Annotated in this window: 17 protein-coding genes; 12 read left to right on the top strand and 5 right to left on the bottom strand. The window is 70.2% G+C overall.

Features of this window, described 5'->3' with window-relative positions:
* Nucleotides 1-48: 48 nt before the first annotated feature.
* Nucleotides 49-612: a TetR/AcrR family transcriptional regulator gene (locus ACQBAU_RS12500; protein ID WP_465256383.1), complete on the top strand. Its 564-nt coding sequence runs from the start codon at nt 49-51 to the stop codon at nt 610-612.
* Nucleotides 613-749: 137 nt separating this feature from the next.
* Here the strand turns inward: ACQBAU_RS12500 and ACQBAU_RS12495 are convergent, their stop codons facing one another.
* Together ACQBAU_RS12495 and ACQBAU_RS12490 are read right to left on the bottom strand one after the other, a co-directional pair.
* Nucleotides 750-1244 (bottom strand): DUF3830 family protein, encoded by a 495-nt coding sequence (locus ACQBAU_RS12495; RefSeq protein WP_434550754.1) that lies wholly within the window; start codon nt 1242-1244, stop codon nt 750-752.
* An 11-nt stretch (nt 1245-1255) separates the two neighbouring features.
* Nucleotides 1256-2497, bottom strand: a complete 1242-nt coding sequence (locus tag ACQBAU_RS12490; protein WP_465256384.1) for an aspartate aminotransferase family protein — start codon at nt 2495-2497, stop codon at nt 1256-1258.
* 77 nt (nt 2498-2574) lie between these two features.
* Here ACQBAU_RS12490 and ACQBAU_RS12485 point away from each other — a divergent pair, with 77 nt between their 5' ends.
* Nucleotides 2575-4089, top strand: coding sequence for an NAD-dependent succinate-semialdehyde dehydrogenase (locus ACQBAU_RS12485; protein WP_434550752.1), 1515 nt, complete (start codon nt 2575-2577; stop codon nt 4087-4089).
* A gap of 100 nt (nt 4090-4189) precedes the next feature.
* Complete coding sequence (locus ACQBAU_RS12480) at nt 4190-6235, top strand: acyltransferase family protein (RefSeq protein ID WP_465256385.1); 2046 nt, start codon at nt 4190-4192, stop codon at nt 6233-6235.
* Between the two features lie 43 nt (nt 6236-6278).
* On the opposite strand, the gene ACQBAU_RS12475 is transcribed toward ACQBAU_RS12480, so the two are convergent.
* The gene (locus ACQBAU_RS12475; protein ID WP_434550750.1) at nt 6279-7001 is read right to left on the bottom strand and encodes a queuosine precursor transporter; all 723 of its coding nucleotides are present in this window, start codon (nt 6999-7001) and stop codon (nt 6279-6281) included.
* A gap of 56 nt (nt 7002-7057) precedes the next feature.
* On the opposite strand from ACQBAU_RS12475, the gene ACQBAU_RS12470 reads away from it, so the two are divergent.
* The 7 genes from ACQBAU_RS12470 to ACQBAU_RS12440 all read left to right on the top strand — a co-directional run bounded on the left by ACQBAU_RS12470 (nt 7058) and on the right by ACQBAU_RS12440 (nt 14460).
* Complete coding sequence (locus ACQBAU_RS12470) at nt 7058-7897, top strand: SDR family NAD(P)-dependent oxidoreductase (protein ID WP_465256386.1); 840 nt, start codon at nt 7058-7060, stop codon at nt 7895-7897.
* A 44-nt stretch (nt 7898-7941) separates the two neighbouring features.
* Nucleotides 7942-9387 (top strand): AMP-binding protein, encoded by a 1446-nt coding sequence (locus ACQBAU_RS12465; protein ID WP_465256387.1) that lies wholly within the window; start codon nt 7942-7944, stop codon nt 9385-9387.
* A 245-nt stretch (nt 9388-9632) separates the two neighbouring features.
* Complete coding sequence (locus ACQBAU_RS12460) at nt 9633-10616, top strand: PhoH family protein (protein WP_465256481.1); 984 nt, start codon at nt 9633-9635, stop codon at nt 10614-10616.
* Nucleotides 10613-11080, top strand: coding sequence for an rRNA maturation RNase YbeY (gene ybeY, locus ACQBAU_RS12455; protein ID WP_465256388.1), 468 nt, complete (start codon nt 10613-10615; stop codon nt 11078-11080). Before ACQBAU_RS12460 ends, ybeY begins: the two co-directional genes overlap by 4 nt.
* Nucleotides 11081-11096: 16 nt before the next feature.
* Nucleotides 11097-12410 (top strand): hemolysin family protein, encoded by a 1314-nt coding sequence (locus ACQBAU_RS12450; RefSeq protein ID WP_465256389.1) that lies wholly within the window; start codon nt 11097-11099, stop codon nt 12408-12410.
* A complete protein-coding gene (gene era, locus ACQBAU_RS12445; RefSeq protein ID WP_465256390.1) occupies nt 12400-13365 on the top strand; it encodes a GTPase Era in 966 nt (321 codons plus the stop codon). The genes ACQBAU_RS12450 and era overlap by 11 nt, the downstream gene beginning before the upstream one ends.
* Before the next feature lie 48 nt (nt 13366-13413).
* A complete protein-coding gene (locus tag ACQBAU_RS12440; RefSeq protein WP_465256391.1) occupies nt 13414-14460 on the top strand; it encodes a lysostaphin resistance A-like protein in 1047 nt (348 codons plus the stop codon).
* Here the strand turns inward: ACQBAU_RS12440 and ACQBAU_RS12435 are convergent.
* Both ACQBAU_RS12435 and ACQBAU_RS12430 read right to left on the bottom strand, forming a co-directional pair.
* On the bottom strand, nt 14439-15203 hold the full coding sequence (locus ACQBAU_RS12435) for an ABC transporter permease (protein WP_465256392.1): 765 nt from the start codon (nt 15201-15203) through the stop codon (nt 14439-14441). The genes ACQBAU_RS12440 and ACQBAU_RS12435 overlap by 22 nt on opposite strands.
* Nucleotides 15200-16162: an ATP-binding cassette domain-containing protein gene (locus tag ACQBAU_RS12430; RefSeq protein WP_465256393.1), complete on the bottom strand. Its 963-nt coding sequence runs from the start codon at nt 16160-16162 to the stop codon at nt 15200-15202. The genes ACQBAU_RS12435 and ACQBAU_RS12430 overlap by 4 nt, the downstream gene beginning before the upstream one ends.
* Before the next feature lie 91 nt (nt 16163-16253).
* Here ACQBAU_RS12430 and ACQBAU_RS12425 point away from each other — a divergent pair, with 91 nt between their 5' ends.
* Nucleotides 16254-17039 carry a TetR/AcrR family transcriptional regulator gene (locus tag ACQBAU_RS12425; protein ID WP_465256394.1) on the top strand — a complete coding sequence of 262 codons (786 nt, stop codon included), beginning with the start codon at nt 16254-16256 and terminating at the stop codon, nt 17037-17039.
* A 40-nt stretch (nt 17040-17079) separates the two neighbouring features.
* Nucleotides 17080-18495 carry an argininosuccinate synthase gene (gene argG, locus ACQBAU_RS12420; protein WP_465256395.1) on the top strand — a complete coding sequence of 472 codons (1416 nt, stop codon included), beginning with the start codon at nt 17080-17082 and terminating at the stop codon, nt 18493-18495.

The following is an 18495-nucleotide window of genomic DNA, read 5'->3' as shown; positions in this document are numbered from 1 at the left end:
GGCACGGGCGACGTCCGAGACCCATGTCCCGGAAGGGCGGCATCGCAGATGAGCGCAGCACGCGATCGGTGGTTGGACGAAGGCATCGAGGTCCTGGTCGAGGAGGGCTCCGCGGGTGTGCGGATCGACCGCTTGGCCGCGCGGCTCGGGTTGTCCAAGGGCTCCTTCCACCACCACTTCGCCGGCGCGGACGGCTTCAAGAAGGACCTCCTCGACCACGTGGAGGACATCCTGACGAGCTCACTCCAACAAGCGATCGACGCAGCACGTGGGGAGCCCACCGCGCGGCGGATCCTCATGGGGCTCATCGAGATGGTGACCGCATCCGACGACCAGGTCTATCGACCCCGACTCGAGATCGCGTTGCGCGCCTGGGCCTTGGCCGACGTCGACGCGGCCCGAACCCAGGAGCGGGTCGACGCGGCACGTGTGGGGGCGCTGCGCCGGGTGTGGCGACGGGTCAGCGATGACGATGACGACGTGCGCATCGGAGCGATGCTGCCGTACGTCCTGGCGCTCGGGGCCACCGTGATCATGCCGCCCCTGAGCAGCGCAGACCTCCGAAAGCTGTACGAGCGCATCCTCCCGCTGGTTCCCGACGACCTCGCGTAGGGCGTCATGGATCCCGATGCCCAGGATCCCGACGATCTCGCTGCCGACGGTGCGCATACTGCTCGGCCAGCGCGCCGATGATCGGGCACGGTGCGGTCGGGTCGAACTTCGGCCAGTGTCGCACAGGTCAACCCAGCTCAGGCCCGGGCGAAGGTCAGCTGCTCCCCGGCGAACCCGTTGCGCCACACGTCGTTGCAGGCCTCGGCCATCTCGCCCAGGCCCTCCTCGATGGCGCCGAACACGTTGCCCGGCACCCAGCCCATGTCGCCGTTGATCAGCAGGTTGTTGCGGCCGTAGAAGATCGCCAGGTCGGTCGCCCCGGCCGCCTCGTACGCGGTGGAGCCGGGCTCATAGCCGTACGCCGGGTTGCCGATCTCCCACGGCTCGAAGTCGAACAGGCAGACGTCGCCGGGGATCGGTGTCACGGTGGGGTTCTCGCGCCGGGGAGCGGCGGTGATCCGCGGCAACAGCGCGTACAACTCGTTGCGGGCGTACTTCGCGTGGACGGCGTCGCCGGTCTGCGGGAGCACGTCCCACACCGCCTGGCTGGTCAGCGGGGCGTCGTCGTCGAGCAACCGGGCGCGACAGGACACCTGACGCTTGGTCAGGCTGATCGTGATGAAACGGGACACGGTGTTCCTCCTCAGACTTCGGCCAGCACGTCGGACCAGATCGCCAACCCCTCGGCAACCTGCTCGGCGCTGATCACCAACGCCGGGATCATGCGCACCACGTTCATGTGGGCGCCACAGGTCAGCATCAGCAGGCCCTTCTCGGCGGCAAGCTTCTGTGCGGCGGACGCCCGCTCGGTGTCGGGCCGACCGTCGGCGGTGGTGAACTCCAGACCCACCATCAGTCCGAGCCCGCGGACGTCCCCGATCGCGGCGGTCGCACTCGCCCGGGCCCCGCTGATCAACTCCTGACCCCGGGTCGCGGCGTTGTCGACCAGCCCTTCGGCCTCGATCACCTCCAAGGTGGCCAGCGCTGCCGCACACGCGACCGCGTTGCCGCCGTACGTCCCACCCTGCGATCCCGGCCACACCTTGGACATCAACTCCGCCGAGGTCGCCATCCCCGACAGCGGGAAGCCGGACGCCAACCCCTTGGCGATCGTGATCACGTCCGGCCGGACCCCGAAGTGCTGGTGGCCGAAATACTTGCCGGTCCGGCCGAAGCCGGTCTGGATCTCGTCGAACACCAACACGATGCCGTGGGCGTCCGCGCGCTCGCGCAGCCCTTGGAAGAACGCGGTGTTGCCGGGGACGTAGCCACCCTCGCCGAGCACCGGTTCGACCACGAAGGCCGCCGTCTCGGCCGGCGAGCTGATCGTGGCGAGCAGGTAGTCCAGCTCCTGCAGGGCGAACTCGGTCGCCTGCGCCTCGTCCCAGCCGTAGCGGTACGCGTTCGGGAACGGCGCGACGTGCACCCCGGCCATCAGCGGGGAGAACCCGGCGCTGAACCGGGTGCCCGAGGTGGTCATCGACGCGGCGGCGACCGTGCGGCCGTGGAACCCACCGTGGAAGACGACCACGTTCGGCCGACCGGTGACCTGCCGGGCCAGCCGCAGCGCCGACTCGACCGCCTCACTGCCGGAGTTGGCGAAGAAGACCGAGTCGAGCCCGTCGGGGAGGACGTCGCCGAGTCGCGCCACCAGGTCGAGCATCGGGCGGTGCATCACCGTCGTGTACTGCCCGTGGATCAGCTTGCCGATCTGCTGCTGGGCGGCCGCCACCACCGTGGGGTGGCAGTGCCCGGTGCTGGTGACGCCGATGCCGGCGGTGAAGTCGAGGTAGCGGCGCCCGTCGGCGTCGAAGACCTCGCAGCCGCTGGCATGGTCCACCACGACCGGCGTGGCTTGACGCAAATGGGGTGACAGGGTCGCCATCGGGACACCTCCGGAGGTAGGCTGTTGTCTGATTGTTGACAATACTTGCACCCTTCGGCAACGGCAAGGAGTACGACATGGATCGGACGGCGGAATCCGGCACCTCGACCACGACCCCCGAGCAGGCGCAGCACGAGCAGCAGCAGCGGGAGCAGGAGGTCATCGCGTCGTTGCCCACCGGGCTGTTCGTCGGCGGTGACTGGGTGACCACCGCCGCCACGATGCCGGTCGAGGACCCGGCGACCGGGGCGGAGTTGTGCCAGGTCGCCGACGCCGACCCCGGCGAGGCCGGCGCCGCCCTCGACGCCGCCGCCGACGCCCAGGCCGAGTGGGCAGCCACCGCACCCCGCAAGCGCAGCGAGATCCTGGCGAAGGCGTACGACCTGCTGCTCGCCGACACCGAGCGGCTCGCGTTGATCATGACCCTCGAGATGGGCAAGCCGCTGGCCGAGTCGCGGGGCGAGGTGGCGTACGCGGCCGAGTTCCTGCGCTGGTTCGCCGAGGAGGCGGTCCGGATCGACGGCGGCCACATGATCGCCCCGGCCGGCGGCTCCCGGTTCCTGATCAGCAAGCAGCCGGTCGGGCCGAGCCTGTTGATCACCCCGTGGAACTTCCCGATGGCGATGGGGGCCCGCAAGATCGCCCCGGCGATCGCCGCCGGCTGCACCAGCGTGATCAAGCCGGCCGCCGAGACGCCGCTGTCGACGCTGGCGCTGGTCGACATCCTTGTGCAGGCAGGGCTTCCCGCCGGTGTGGTCAACGTCGTCACGACCAGCGACGCCGACGGCGTGATGCGCCCGATGATCCTGGACCCGCGGTCGCGGAAGCTGTCGTTCACCGGGTCGACCAAGGTCGGCAAGCTGCTGCTCGAGTCGTGTGCCCAGACGGTGATGCGGACCTCGATGGAGCTCGGCGGCAACGCGCCGTTCCTGGTCTTCGACGACGCCGACCTCGACGCCGCGGTCGCAGGTGCCATGGCGGCCAAGATGCGCAACATCGGTCAGGCGTGCACGGCCGCCAACCGCATCCTGGTGCAGCGACCGGTCGCTGCCGAGTTCGCCGACCGGCTGACCGCGAAGCTGCAGGAACTGCCGATGGGACGGGGCACCGAGGACGGCGTGGTGGTCGGCCCGCTGATCACCGCGGCTGCGGTGACCAAGGTCACCGACCTCGTCGCCGACGCCGTCGAGCGTGGCGCGACGGTCCGCACCGGCGGCACCCCGGTCGATCGGCCCGGCCACTTCTACCCGGCCACCGTGCTCACCGGGGTCCCGGCCGACGCCGAGATGTGCCACGCCGAGATCTTCGGCCCCGTCGCGGCGATCACCGAGTTCGACACCGAGGAGGAGGGCATCGCGATGGCCAACGACACCCCGTACGGGCTGGTCTCGTACGCCTTCACCCGCGACCTGGCCCGCACCATCCGGGTCAGCGAGGCCCTCGAGGCCGGCATGGTCGGCATCAACCAGGGTGTGGTGTCGAACCCGGCGGCCCCGTTCGGCGGGATCAAGGAGTCCGGGCTGGGGCGCGAGGGTGGTTTGGTCGGCATCGACGAGTTCCTGTCGATCAAGTACGTGGGAATCAGCGTCTGACCGACTCCCTTGGTAGACTCGGTGACGCTCAATGCGGGTCGGCCCCACGTGCTGGCTGACCGTCGAGCCCGTCCCCGACCATTCCAGGAGTTGTTCCGTCGTGCCCGCACCCACGCGCCGCCGCCGCGAGGTGGAGGCGGTACGCGCGATCGCGGTGCTGCTGGTGATGCTCAACCACGTCTGGGCGGGCCGCGTGTCCGGCGGGGTGGACGTCTTCTTCGTGCTGTCGGCGTTCGTGCTGACGCTGTCGTTCGTCAACCGGGTCGACAGCGGGCGTGACTGGTCGTTCCGCGACACCGTGCTGAACCGGTTCAAACGGCTGGTGCCGTTGATGGCGGTGGTGCTGGTGTCGGTGCTGGCGGCCGGGGCGTTGCTGATCCCGCCGATCCGGTGGCGGGGCATGATCAGTCAGGCCGCCTCGTCGATCACCTTCACCCAGAACCACACCCTGGCCGGGTTGTCGGTCGACTACTACGCCACCAACCGGGCCGGCGCGCCGGTGCTGCAGCACTTCTGGTCGCTGGCGATCCAGGGTCAGGTGTTCGTGCTGTGGCCACTCCTGTTCGCCGCGGTGTTGCTGCTGGCGCGGTTCACCCGGCTCGGCGCGGTTCGGCTGCTGACCGGGGTGATGGTGATCATCTTCGCGGCCTCGCTCACCGCGTCGGTGGTGCTCACCACGGCCGACCCGACCCGTACGTACTTCCTCACCAGCACACGGCTCTGGGAGTTCGCGGCCGGCTCGCTGGTGGCGATCGTCGCCCACCGGTACGGCACCCGGCTGCTCGACCGGCTGGCCGACCCGACCCGGCCCGGGCTGCGGGGCCGGCTCGGCCGGATCGGCGCCCCGGCGTTGGGTTGGGCCGGGGTCGCCGCGCTGGTGGCCTGCGGACCGCTGCAGCCGACGCCCGCCCACTTCCCGGGGCTGCTGTCGCTGTGGCCGGTGGCCGCCGCGGTCGCGGTGATCATCGCCGGTGACCGGGACCGGTTCGGCGTGGCCGCGGTGCACCGGCTGCCGGTCGCGCAGTGGCTGGCGAAGCACTCCTTCGGGCTGTACCTGTGGCACTGGCCGGTGCTCGTGCTGTGGCTCGAGTCGTTCGAACGTCCCCGCGCCACCCTCGTCGACGGGCTCGGCGTGCTGCTGCTGTCGGGGCTGCTGACCTGGCTCTCGGACAAGGTCGTCAGCGGTGGGCTGGCCGTGCTGCCACGGCGTCGTCCGGTGGTCCTGCTGGTGTCGTTGCTGGTCGTGGTGGCCCCGGTGGTCGGCTGGAACGGGGTGCTCGGACACCGCGCCGCGATGGTCGCCGCCCAACCGGCCACGGACAATCCGGGGGCCAAGGCGCTGGAGCCCGGCTACGTCGACAGCACCTCGCCCACCTCCCGGATCCGGCCCTACGACTCGGAGGTCGAGACGGACTGGGCGAACCTGCCCGACCGCTGCGACCCGCAGAGCCGGCCCCAGGGCCTGGTCGGCGAGAACTGCCTCGAGTACTGGCCGGTCGGCGAGGTGACCAAGACCGTCGTGGTGCTCGGCGACTCTCGCTCCCAGCAGTGGACCGCGGCGCTCCTGCCGGTTGCACGGAAGCACGGTTGGCACGTGGTCAGCCTGACCCTGCACGGCTGCAGCTTCACCGGCCACCGCGACGACAACGCCGAGATCTGCAACGACTTCAACGCCGAGGCGACCCGTTGGACCCGGGCGATGGCGCCGGATGCGGTGTTCTCGGTCGCCACCCGCACCAGCGAGGCCGCGTACCTGCCCGAACGGCTCGAGCCGGAGTACGAGGCGGGGATCGCCCCGTTCCTGGCCGACGGGATCCAGGTCGTCGCGATGCGCGACACCCCGCGGTTCGACTTCGACGTGCCGGCCTGTGTGCAGAAGCACGGCCGCGACTCCGAACGCTGCCAGGTGCCGCGAGCGGATGCGCTGGCGGCCACCTCACCGCTCGCGGCGCTGCCGGCCACCCCGCAGTTGGCCCGGCTGGACCTGACCGCCCGGGTCTGCCCCGATGACGTGTGCGCACCGGTGATCGGCAACGTGTACGTCTACATGGACGATCAGCACCTGAGCAGCACGTACGTGGAGACGATGGCCGCCGACTTCGGGACGGCCTGGTTCGACGCCACGGGCTGGCAACGCCACGCCTGACCAGGGCGTCTGACCAGGGCGGCGTCTGACCAGGGACGCCTGATCAGGCGGGACGGTCCGCCGGGTCGGGCAGGCCCTCGCGACGCCGTACGGCCTTGATCACCCGATAGGTGACCGGCAGCAGCAGGATCTCGATCAGCACCTTGTAGCCGAAGCCGGTGACGGTGTAGTTCAGCAGCTCGGCGGTGGTCAGCACACCGGCGAAGGCGACGGTGCAGAAGATCAACGTGTCGGCGAACTCGCCGACCACGGTGGAACCGATCAGCCGCACCCACAGTGCCCTGCCCTGGGTCAGCCGCTTCACCCGGACCAGCACCCACGCGTTCAGCAGCTGCCCGGCGAGGTAGCCGAGCAGGCTCGCCAGCGAGATGCGCCAGACGAAGCCGAGGACGGTGCTCCACGCCTCCTGGTTGGGCCAGCTCGCCGCCGGGGGTGCGGCGCCGACGACCAGGAAGCACAGCGACATCACCGCGGTCAGCACGAACCCGAGCACGATCGCGCGGCGGGCCTTCTTGAGTCCGTACACCTCGGCCAGCACGTCGCCCAAGATGTAGGTGAGCGGGAACAGGAAGGCGCCGCCGTCGGTGATCACGGGCAGGATCTGCACCCCGCCGAACTGCACCTCCCCGCCGAACTGGATCGGCTTGGTGGCGGCGACGTTCGAGATCAGCAGCAGCCCGCAGAACAGCGCCACCACGATGTCGAACACCCCCGGCCGCCCCGGCGCGACCACCCGGGTGTCGGAGGAGCTGGCCTGATCCGTCACGGCCGGTCAGCCTACCCGCCACCGCCCGCTCGACCACCGTGGCTGAGGATGGGCCCATGACGAGCCCTGTCGCCGCCCTGCTGGGCCTGCGACCCCACCGGGTCGACGACACCGCCCTGCGGCACCGGCTGGCGGGGCGAGTCGTGGTGGTCACCGGCGCCTCCCGCGGTGTCGGCCGGGCGGTCGCGGTGCGCTGTGCCGCCGCGGGTGGGCACGTCGTGCTGTTGGCCCGCGGTGCCTCGGCGCTCGCCGAGGTCGCCGACTGGATCGTCGACCACGGTGGTGCTGCGACCTCGATCCCGGTCGACCTGCGGGATCTGGACGCCGCGACGGCGGCGGGGGAGCGGGTGGTCGCCGAGCTCGGCGCACCGGCCCTGGTGGTGTCGAATGCGGGTCACAGCATCCACCGCGACCTCAGCGCGTACGTCGGCCGGCTGCACGACGTCACCCGGCTGGCGGGGGTGAACCTGCTCGGCCCGATCGCCCTCGCGCTGCCGCTGCTGGGCGCGATGAGGGAAGCCCGCGGCGGGCAGTTGATCTCGGTCGGCTCGGTCGCGATGTCACTGCCCGGGCCGGGCTGGTCGGTCTACACCGCGACCAAGGCCGGGTACGACGCGTGGCTGCGGTCGGTCTCCCCGGAGCTGGCGGCCGATCGGGTGGCCGTCACCTCGATCCACCTGCCACTGACCCGGACCACGATGAGTGCACCGACGTACGCCGACTCCCGGATTCCGTCGTTGTCCGCCGCCGACGCGGCGAGCTGGGTGTGTCGGGCCGTCGTCACCCGGCCCCGGGTGGTCTCACCGTGGTGGGGCCGGGTCGGTGCCGTACTGGCCGCGGCCCTGCCCGGGGCGGCCGATCGGGTCGCCGCGGCGACGTGGCGCCGGTCGCGATGAGCGCCCACACCCCCGTGTGGCGGGCATTACCGGCGGCTTTCGCAGTGGCTCGGCAGTGGCGGCCGAGCGACCTGCGGGGGCTGCCGATGCTCCTGCGGTACGGGGCGAGCCTGCCCGGGGTGGCGCTCGCCGCCGCTCGGAGCCGGCCGCGCCAGGTGGTGCTGGTCGACACCTGCGGGCCGATGACCGGTGCCGAGTTCGTGGCGGCGGTCGACGCGGTGGCCGAGCTGATCACCGCCGCCGTCGGGCCGGTTCGGCCGCAGCTGGCCGGCGTCGTGCTCGGCAACCATCGGGGGCTCGTCACCGGCGTGGTCGCGGCCGGGTCCTTGGGGATCGACGGTGTGCTGGTCCCGCCGTCGGCCGGGACGCAGGTGATCGCCTCGGCGCTGGCCGGGGTCGACCTCGCCCTGGTCGACGAGTCGACCGGCGACGCCGTACGGACCGCCGCACCGCTCACCCCGCTGCTGGACCTGTCGGCCGTCCCCGGGCCGCCGGCCGACCGTCCGGGGCGTCGAGCGACCCGTCCCCGCCGCACCGGCAGCCTCCGGCTGTTGACGTCGGGCACCACCGGTGCGCCGAAGGCGACCGATCGCGGCCGGGTCGGCGTGACCCAGCTGGCCACCCTGGTCAGCCTGTTGGGGGCGTTCGGGCCGCGCCGCGGTGAGCCACTCGTGATCGCCCCGCCGCTCGCGCACGGCCACGGCCTGTCGGCGCTGACCGCCGCGTTGGTGGTCGGGGCACCGGCCGTGCTGGGCCACGGCCGGGACGGCACCGCGCTCGCCGGGCTGGTCCGCGACCACGAAGCCGGGGCACTGACCGTCGTGCCGGCCCAGCTCGCCCGGTTGGTCGACGCCCTCGAGGCCGAGCGCGACCGTGCCGGAACGGCGACTCGACCGCTGACGAGCCTGCGCCGGATCGCGACCGGTTCGGCACCGCTGCCGACCGAGCTGGTGCGGTGGACAGCGCGGCTGCTGGGGGATCGGCTGGTCGACTTCTACGGCACCAGCGAGGCTGGTACCGCGACCATCGCGACCGCGACCGACCTGCGGCAGGCTCCCGGCAGCGTCGGCAGGCCGGCGGCCGGGGTCCGGGTCGAGATCGTCGGCGACGACGGTGCGGTCCTGCCGGCCGGGGTCGTGGGCCGGGTCCGGGTCGGCTCACCGTGGCGGGCGAGCTCGGTCGCCGATCGCGCCGTGCTGACCGGCGACTTCGGCCGGCTTGACCACGCGGGGCGGCTGTTCCTGGACGGCCGCGTGGACGACACGGTGGTGATCGGTGGGCACAACGTGTCGCTCCGCGGCGTCCGGGAGTGGTTCGCCCGGCAGCCCGGCGTACGGGCCGTCACCGTGGAGCCTGTGCCCCATCCTGAGCTCGGACAGGAACTGGAGGTGAGTGTAACCGGTCAGGCCGACGTCGTGGGCCTGCGGGCGCGGGCGCTGGCGGAGCTGGGGCCGGCGGCGGCGCCGCGGCGGGTTCGGCAGGCCCGGTGAGGTGGCCGGTTGAGTCAGGCGGTTGAGTCAGGCGGGTGAGTCAGTCGGGTGGTCAGGCGTCGGCGTGGCCCAGCCTCCAGTGCCCCACCCGGAATCACCGCTGCACGTGCGGGGCTCGCCGCACTAGACTGTGGCGAGCAAGCCCCGCGACCGCGGGGAGCGAGCACGAACCCGGAGGAATCCTGACCACCCCACACACCGACGCCCCCGTGACCCGGCGCATCGCCGTGCCCACGTCACTGGACATGGTCAACGTCCTGGGAGCCAGGGACGAGTTCCTGCGCATTCTGGAGAAGGCCCTCGCCGCCGACATCCACGTCCGCGGCAACGAAATCACGTTGAGCGGCGACGCGGAGTCGGTGATGCACGGCACCGGCGTGCTCAACGAGATGATCACCGTGCTGCGCACCGGGCAGGGCCTGTCCGCCGACGTGGTCGAGCGGTTGATCGACATGATGGGGGAGCGCTCGGCCGAGGCGAGCCCGGCCGAGGTGCTGACGCAGAACATCATCTCCTCACGGGGCAAGACGATCCGGCCGAAGACGTTGAACCAGAAGCGGTACGTCGACGCGATCGACCAGCACACCGTCATCTTCGGCATCGGCCCAGCCGGTACCGGCAAGACCTACCTGGCGATGGCGAAGGCCGTCCAGGCGTTGCAGGCCAAGGAGGTCAACCGGATCATCCTGACCCGGCCGGCGGTCGAGGCCGGCGAACGGCTCGGGTTCCTGCCCGGCACGCTGAACGACAAGATCGACCCGTACCTGCGGCCGCTGTACGACGCACTGCACGACATGCTCGACCCCGACTCGATCCCGCGGCTGCTGACCGCCGGCACGATCGAGGTCGCACCGCTGGCCTACATGCGCGGCCGGACGTTGAACGACGCGTTCATCATCTTGGACGAGGCGCAGAACACTTCGGCCGAGCAGATGAAGATGTTCCTGACCCGCTTGGGGTTCGGCTCCAAGATCGTCGTGACCGGTGACGTCACCCAGGTCGACCTGCCCGGCGGTACGGTCAGCGGGCTGCGGGTCGTCGAGGGGATCCTGGACGAGGTGGAGGACATCGCGTTCTGCCGCCTCACCAGCCACGACGTCGTCCGGCACAAGCTCGTCGGCAAGATCGTCGCGGCCTACGACGACTTCGAGGCACGCAACGAGCGCAGTGTGCGTGATCGTGATTCCGGGCGCCGATCCGGACCACAGCGTGGGGGCCCACGTCGATGAGCATCGACCTGAACAACGAGTCCGGCGTCGACGCCGACACGGCGGGGCTGGTGGCGCTGGGGCGTTTCGTGCTCGACGAGCTGCGGATCCACCCGCTGGCGGAGCTGTCGATCCTGCTGGTCGACGAGGAGACGATGGCGGCCTACCACGAGCGCTACATGGGGGAGCCGGGGCCGACCGACGTGCTCAGCTTCCCGATGGACGAGCTGCGGCCGCCGGCCGATGACGACGAACCCGTCGAAGGGCTGCTCGGTGACGTCGTGCTGTGCCCGACCGTGACGGCCAGGCAGGCCGCCGAGCACGGCCGTACCCCCGACCAGGAGGCCGAGTACCTGTTGGTGCACGGAATCCTGCACCTGTTGGGATTCGACCACGCCGAACCCGAGGAGAAGGCCGAGATGTTCGGCCTGCACCACCGGCTGATGGCCGCGTGGGACACCGAGAGATCGACCCGGCGCTCCTGATGACGTGGTGGGCCTGATGACACAGATCCAGGTGATCACCTTGGTGATCGCCTTCGTACTGACCGTGCTGGCCGGCCTCGTCGCCGCGGGCGAGGCAGCGATGTTCTCGTTCTCCCGTGCCCGGGCCGCCGAGCTGCTTGAGCAGGAGAAGGGTGGCGCGGTCACGCTCGCCAAGATCATCGACGACCCGGCGCCGTACCTCAACACCGCGCTGTTCGTCCGGATGATCTGTGAGATCACCGCGATCGTGCTGGTGTCGATGGTGCTGTACGACATCCTCACCGTCGACTGGTTGCAGGTGTTCGTCCCGGCGGCGACCATGATCATCATCTCCTACGTCGCCTGGGGGGTGGCGCCACGCACCCTCGGCCGGCAGCACGCCAACGGCGTCGCCCTGGCCTTCGCGTGGCCGCTGATGGCGCTCACCACCGTGCTCGGTCCGTTCCCGCGGCTGCTGATCCTGATCGGCAACGCGTTGACCCCGGGCAAGGGGTTCCGAGAAGGACCGTTCTCGAGTGAGGCCGAGTTGCGCGAGATGGTCGACATGGCCGAGGCCAGCGAGCTGATCGAGTCCGACGAGCGCAAGATGATCCACTCGGTGTTCGAGCTGGGCGACACGGTGGCCCGTGAGGTGATGGTGCCGCGGACCGACATGGTCCACATCGAGGAGTACAAGTCGCTGCGGCAGGCGATGTCGCTGGCACTGCGGTCCGGCTTCTCGCGCATCCCGGTCACCCGGGAAGGGGTCGACGACGTCGTCGGGGTGCTCTACCTCAAGGACGTGATGAAGCGGGTCTACGACGACCCGGAGGCGCAGACCGCCGAGCGGGTCCGGGAGCTGATGCGGCCGGCCACCTGGTGTCCGGAGACCAAGCCGGTCGACGACCTGCTGCACGACATGCAGCTCCATCGCAACCACATCGTGATGGTGTTCGACGAGTTCGGCGGCACCTCGGGGATGGTGACGATCGAGGACATCTTGGAGGAGATCGTCGGCGAGATCCGCGACGAGTTCGACACCGGTGAGCGGGCGCCGTGGGTGGAGTTGCCGGACGGGTCGTTCCGGGTCTCGGCCCGGCTGCCCGTCGACGAGCTGGGCGACCTGTTCGACCTCGAGCTCGACGACGAGGACATCGACAGCGTCGGCGGCCTGATGGCCAAGGAGCTGAACCGGGTGCCGATCCCGGGTTCGGTGGTCCGGGTGGCAGGGTTGGAGCTGGTCGCCGAACGGATCACCGGACGGCGCAACCGGATCGCGACCGTGCTGGCGTCCCGGCTACCGGCCGAACGCGACAGCGACGACGACGAGGACGAGGGCGATGACGACTGATCAAGAACCCCCAGCTGATCAAGCTGCCACGGCTGATCAGGGGCACCGGTCCGGATTCGCGTGCTTCGTCGGGCGTCCCAACGCGGGCAAGTCGACGCTGACCAATGCGATCGTCGGCTCAAAGATCGCGATCACGTCGGCCAAGCCGCAGACCACCCGACACGCGATCCGCGGCATCGTCGACCGCCCCGACGGTCAGCTGGTGCTCATCGACACCCCCGGCCTGCACCGGCCACGCACCCTGCTCGGCGAACGGCTCAACGATCTGGTCCGCACGACCTGGTCGGAAGTGGACGTGGTGGCGGTCTGCTTCCCGTCCAACCAGCGCATCGGACCGGGGGACGAGTACCTGGTCGGCGAGGTGGCGCAGTTGCGCAAGAAGCCGACCCTGGTCGCGCTGGCCACCAAGTCCGACCTGGTCGGGCCGGAGCGGATGGCCAAGCACCTGCTGTCGATCCAGGGCTTGGAGGAGAAGTTCGGCATCCGCTGGGCCGAGATCATCCCGTGCTCGGGAACGGCCGATGACCAGGTCGACCTCGTCACCGACACGCTGATCGGCCTGCTGCCGGAGGGGCCGTCGTACTACCCCGGTGGCGAGGTGACCGACGAGCCGACCGAGACGTTGGTCGCCGAGCTGATCCGCGAGGCGGCACTGGAAGGGGTCACCGAGGAGTTGCCGCACTCCCTCGCGGTGACCGTCGAGGAGATGGGCTTGCGGCCCGGGCGTCCCGACGACAAGCCGCTGCTCGACATCTACGCCAACATGGTGGTCGAACGGGAGTCGCAGAAGCCGATCATGATCGGCCGCAAGGGCGCGCGGTTGAAGGAGATCGGGACCAACGCCCGACTGCACATCGAAGCCCTGCTCGGCACCCGGGTCCACCTCGACCTGCGGATCAAGGTGCTCAAGGAGTGGCAGCGCGACGCCAAACACCTCAACCGCCTGGGGTTCTGACACGTTTGCGACAATGGGTCTTCGACCATCAGGTTGGAGGACCGATCGATGACCCAGCAGCCGGCGCAACCCCCGCAACCCGCACCGCCGACTCAAGCCACACAGCCGACCCAACCGGGACCGCCGGCCAAGCCGAAGCGACAGGTCCATGCGCCGGGATTGCCGTACCACCAGGCGTTGCGGACGCCCGGCACGCAGTGGTGGCGCGGTGCGCTGGCCCTGCTGGTCTTCGTGGTCGCCGGGCTGATCATCAACACCATCTTCGGCGTCATCGCGATCGCCATCGACGTCGGGACCGGTCGGGTGCCGGCGGAGCAGGCGGGCATGGTCAACACCCCGGTGCTCCTCGGCCTGGGCAGCATCTCGCTGGCGTTGCTGTGGCCACTCGCGGCGCTGGTCCAGTGGGCCTTCTTCGGCCAGCGACCGCGCTGGATCAACTCGGTCGAGGGGAAGTTCCGCTGGGGTTGGTTCCTCCGGGTCAATCTGGTGCTGATCCCGGTGATGATCGTCTACATGGTGATCACCAGCCTGCCGGTCCTGCAGGACCCGCAGCCGGGTCAGGACTGGTTGTGGTTCCTGCTGATCGGCCTGCTGATCACACCGTTCCAGGCAGCCGGCGAGGAGTACGGCTTCCGCGGGCTGATCAACCGCGCCACCGCGACCTGGTCGTCCAACCGGTGGGTCGCGTTCGCCATCGGCGCGGTGATCTCCGGGGTGCTGTTCACCATCGCCCACGCCGCCACCGACCCGTGGCTCAACGCCTACTACTTCAGCTTCGGCGTCATCCTGTGTGCGGTGGTGTGGTTGACCGGCGGCATCGAGGCAGCCGTGGCGATGCACGTGGTCAACAACGTGGTCGCCATCGTCCTCAGCTCGCTCACCGCCGACCTCGGCGGCATGTTCGACCGCTCGGCCGGCACCGGCGGCCCGTTCATGCTCATCCAGATCGGTGTGATGGCCATCCTCGGTGCGGTGATGGTGCTGTGGGCCCGCCGCCGCAAGCTGCAGGCGCTGACGACGGACGGGGTCACCCCGGCGGCGCCCGGCCAGGCCCAGCCCACTCCGGTCGAGGGTCAGGCGCCCAACCTCCGATAGGCACGCGCCGCCAACGGGATCGCGACGGCCAACAGCACCACCGGCCAGCCGACGGCGAACAGGATCGGGTACTGCGTGGGCAGGTGCGGATCGGTGGCCACCGGTGAGCCGGTCAACACCCGGGCCGCGTTCGAGGTCGCCGACAGCGGGTTCCACGCGGCGATCGCGGCCAGTGGGCCGGGCATCGTCACCGGGTCGACGAACACCGACGACAGGAACGCCAGCGGCCACACCACGGTGTAGCTGGCGTTGACGGTCGCCTGGCCACCACGCAGCGCCAACCCGATGCCGAGGCAGATGAACGCCGCGGCGAGCAGCAGGCACAGGCCGTACGCGGCCAGCACCTCCAACGGGCCGGTGTGGAACCGCCAGCCGAGCAGCAACCCGGCGCCGGTGAGCACGACCAGGCTGACGATGATCAACAACAGGTCCGCCAGGCAGCGACCCCACAGCACGCTGACCGTGGTGATCGGCAGCGACCGGATCCGATCGGTGACACCGCGGTCGGCGTCGGTGATCACCGCCTGCATCGTGGTCGAGATGCCGAAGAACGCGGTGACGACCAGCATGCCGGGCATCAGCAGCTGCAGGTACGTCCCGACGTCGCCGGCGATGGCGCCGCCGAACATGAAGCCCATCATGAAGATCATCAGCAGTGGGAACGCGACGGCCATGATCAACAGGTACGGCTGGGCGCGCCAGTGGCCGAGGGTGCGGCCGGTGAGTAGCAGGGTGTCCCTCATCGGGTGGCTCCGTTCGTGAGGTGCAGGAAGACGTCGTCGAGGGTGGGTTGTCGCAACGTCAGGCTGGTCGGCTCGAGGTCGGCCCGGTCCAGTGCCGAGCAGATCGCCATCAGCCCCGAGGTGGCGTCGGCCACCGGGACCGCGAGCAACCCGTCCTCGGGCGTCCCCGACTCGAACACCTCGAACCCGGCCGTACGCAACGCAGCGGCAGCACCGGTTCGTCCGGCCTCGCCGGTGAACGCGATCTCCACCTGGTCGCCGCCGAGCCGTGCCTTCAATGCCGCCGGAGTGCCCTCGGCGGCGATCAGGCCGTGGTCGAGGATCGTGATCGTGTCGGCCAGCTGGTCGGCCTCCTCGAGGTACTGGGTCGTCAGCAGCACGGTGGTACCGGACCGGGCGAGCCCGGTGATCGCCTGCCACACGTCCCGGCGGGCCGCCGGGTCGAGACCGGTGGTCGGCTCGTCGACGAACAACACGTCGGGGGTGGTGATCAGGCTGACCGCCAGGTCGAGTCGCCGCCGCATGCCGCCCGACAGCTTGGCCGCCGGTCGCTTCGTGGCGTCGACCAGGTCGAACTGTTCCAACAGCTCGTCGGCCCGGCGACCGGCCGCGGTACGGTCCAGCCCGCGGAGGCGTCCGAACAGCACCAGGTTCTGCCGACTGGTCAAGATTTCGTCGACCGCGGCGTGCTGGCCGACCAGACCGATCCGCCGACGTACCAGCCCGCCCTGGGTCTGCACGTCGTGACCCGCGACCCGGGCCGTACCGGAGTCAGGTCTGGTCAGGGTCGCCAGGATCTTGATCATGGTCGACTTGCCGGCGCCGTTGTGGCCGAGCAGGCCCCGGACCGAGCCGCCTGCCACGTCGAGGTCGACGCCGTCGAGGGCGACCACCGGGGGTTGGCCGCGGCCGCCGGGGAAGGTCTTGGTGAGGGATTCGGTGTGGACAGCACTGGTCATCGCAGTCCTTCCGGACAAGGGGTGGGATGGGTTCACCGGGAACAGTACCGTACAACGTACGGTGAAACAAGTACGTTGTACGGTGAGATCCATGAGTCGAAAGTCGCGTCCCCAGGTGAGCCTGCTGCCGCTGTTGTGGGCGCCGCGCGAGCGGGCCAGCCGGACCGGCCTCAGCATCGGCACCATCACCGAGGCGGGTCTGGCGCTGGCCGACGCCGAGGGCCTCGAGGCGGTGACGATGCGGGCGGTCGCCGCCAAGCTCGGTGTCGGGGCGATGTCGCTCTACACCCACGTCCCGGGCAAGCCGGAGCTGGTCGCGCTGATGTCGGACGCCGTGCTCGCCCGGACGTACGAGGGCAAGGGGCTGCCGGCGGAGCGGCCCGACTGGCAGGCGGCCGTCCGGCACATGGCCACGTGCAACTGGGAGCTGTCACTGGCGCATCCGTGGCGGCTCGACCTCAAGCCCGGGCATGAGGTGATGGGGCCGGGGCTGGTCGGCAAGTACGAGGCCGAGCTGGCCGCGGTCGACGGGATCGGGCTGAGTGACGTCGACATGGACCTCGCGGTCGCGCTGGTGCAGAGCCACGCCAACTCCGCCGCGGCCTGGTACCTCGGGGTCCGGCGGACCGAGGCGCAGCGGGCGATGACCGAGCAGGAGTGGTGGGAGTCGGTGTCGGCCGAGTGGGGCGAGGTCGGCCCCGCCCTGGGTGAAGCGATGGGTGATGCGACCACGTACCCCCTCGCAAGTCGGGTCGGCGAGGCATCGGCGCTGGCCTACCAGGGCTCGGATCCGCAGGCGCTGTTCCGGTTCGGCATGGAGCGGATCCTGGTCGGCATCGACGCCCTGCGGGACGAGGCGTCGAACCCTAACGCATAGTTATTCGACAGTCGGAATAGCTATGCGTTAGGCTGCTCCCGTGTCCAAAGTTCTGAGCTCCCTGCCCGTCGGCGAACGCGTCGGCATCGCCTTCTCCGGAGGTCTCGACACCTCCGTCGCCGTCGCCTGGATGCGGGAGAAGGGTGCCGTGCCGTGCACGTACACCGCTGATCTCGGCCAGTACGACGAGCCCGACATCGACTCGGTCCCGGGTCGCGCGGGGGCGTACGGCGCCGAGCTGTCGCGGCTGGTCGACTGCAAGGAGGCGTTGGTCGAGGAAGGACTCGTCGCCCTGCAGTGCGGTGCCTTCCACATCCGGACCGCCGGTCGGACCTACTTCAACACCACCCCGCTCGGGCGTGCGGTCACCGGCACCCTGTTGGTCCGGGCGATGAAGGACGACGGCGTCGAGATCTGGGGCGACGGGTCGACCTACAAGGGCAACGACATCGAGCGGTTCTACCGGTACGGCCTGCTGGCCAACCCGTCGCTGCGGATCTACAAGCCGTGGTTGGACGCCGACTTCGTCGCCGAGCTCGGCGGCCGCTCCGAGATGAGCGAGTGGCTCACCGCCCGCAACCTGCCGTACCGCGACTCGGCGGAGAAGGCGTACAGCACCGACGCCAACATCTGGGGTGCCACGCATGAGGCGAAGCGGTTGGAGCACCTTGACACCGGGGTGGAGATCGTGGACCCGATCATGGGCGTCGCCTCATGGCGCGACGACGTCGAGATCACGCCGGAGGAGGTGACGATCACCTTCGAGCAGGGCCGTCCCGTCATGATCAACAACAAGACGTTCGGCAGTGCGGTCGACCTGGTGCTCGAGGCCAACACCATCGGCGGCCGGCACGGGCTCGGCACCTCGGACCAGATCGAGAACCGGATCATCGAGGCCAAGAGCCGCGGCATCTACGAGGCCCCCGGGATGGCGCTGCTGCACATCGCCTACGAGCGGCTGCTGAACGCGATCCACAACGAGGACACGCTGTCGAACTACCACGCCGAGGGACACCGGCTCGGTCGGCTGATGTACGAGGGCCGCTGGTTGGACCCGCAGTCACTGATGCTGCGGGAGTCCTTGCAGCGTTGGGTCGGCTCGGCCGTCACCGGATCGGTCACGCTGAAGCTGCGCCGCGGTGAGGACTACTCGATCCTCGACACCACCGGTCCCGCCCTGTCGTACCACCCGGACCGGCTGTCGATGGAGCGCGTCGCGGACGCCGCCTTCGGCCCGACCGAGCGGATCGGCCAGCTGACCATGCGCAACCTCGACATCGCCGACTCCCGGTCCCGGCTGGAGCAGTACGCCCAGCAGGGGATCGTCGGAGGGGCCACCGCCGAGTTGGTCGGCGGCCTGGAGCCCGGGGGCGCCAAGGAGATCTCCGGCGGCGCCGGCCCCGACGACGACGCCGAGGCGCTGGACCGGGCGGCCATGGAGTCCGGTACCGACTGA

The organism is Carbonicoccus niuqiaonis, from assembly GCF_050157065.1.
Classification (GTDB): domain Bacteria; phylum Actinomycetota; class Actinomycetes; order Propionibacteriales; family Propionibacteriaceae; genus Avipropionibacterium.
This window is presented reverse-complemented; position numbering and strand designations above follow the sequence as displayed.

Coding starts and splice junctions, on each gene's coding strand:
- ACQBAU_RS12500 (WP_465256383.1), top strand. CDS start 49: ATGAGCGCAGCACGCGATCGGTGGTTGGACGAAGGCATCGAGGTCCTG.
- ACQBAU_RS12490 (WP_465256384.1), bottom strand. CDS start 2,497: ATGGCGACCCTGTCACCCCATTTGCGTCAAGCCACGCCGGTCGTGGTG.
- ACQBAU_RS12485 (WP_434550752.1), top strand. CDS start 2,575: ATGGATCGGACGGCGGAATCCGGCACCTCGACCACGACCCCCGAGCAG.
- ACQBAU_RS12470 (WP_465256386.1), top strand. CDS start 7,058: ATGACGAGCCCTGTCGCCGCCCTGCTGGGCCTGCGACCCCACCGGGTC.
- ACQBAU_RS12460 (WP_465256481.1), top strand. CDS start 9,633: ATGGTCAACGTCCTGGGAGCCAGGGACGAGTTCCTGCGCATTCTGGAG.
- ybeY (WP_465256388.1), top strand. CDS start 10,613: ATGAGCATCGACCTGAACAACGAGTCCGGCGTCGACGCCGACACGGCG.
- ACQBAU_RS12450 (WP_465256389.1), top strand. CDS start 11,097: ATGACACAGATCCAGGTGATCACCTTGGTGATCGCCTTCGTACTGACC.
- era (WP_465256390.1), top strand. CDS start 12,400: ATGACGACTGATCAAGAACCCCCAGCTGATCAAGCTGCCACGGCTGAT.
- ACQBAU_RS12440 (WP_465256391.1), top strand. CDS start 13,414: ATGACCCAGCAGCCGGCGCAACCCCCGCAACCCGCACCGCCGACTCAA.
- ACQBAU_RS12435 (WP_465256392.1), bottom strand. CDS start 15,203: ATGAGGGACACCCTGCTACTCACCGGCCGCACCCTCGGCCACTGGCGC.
- ACQBAU_RS12430 (WP_465256393.1), bottom strand. CDS start 16,162: ATGACCAGTGCTGTCCACACCGAATCCCTCACCAAGACCTTCCCCGGC.
- ACQBAU_RS12425 (WP_465256394.1), top strand. CDS start 16,254: ATGAGTCGAAAGTCGCGTCCCCAGGTGAGCCTGCTGCCGCTGTTGTGG.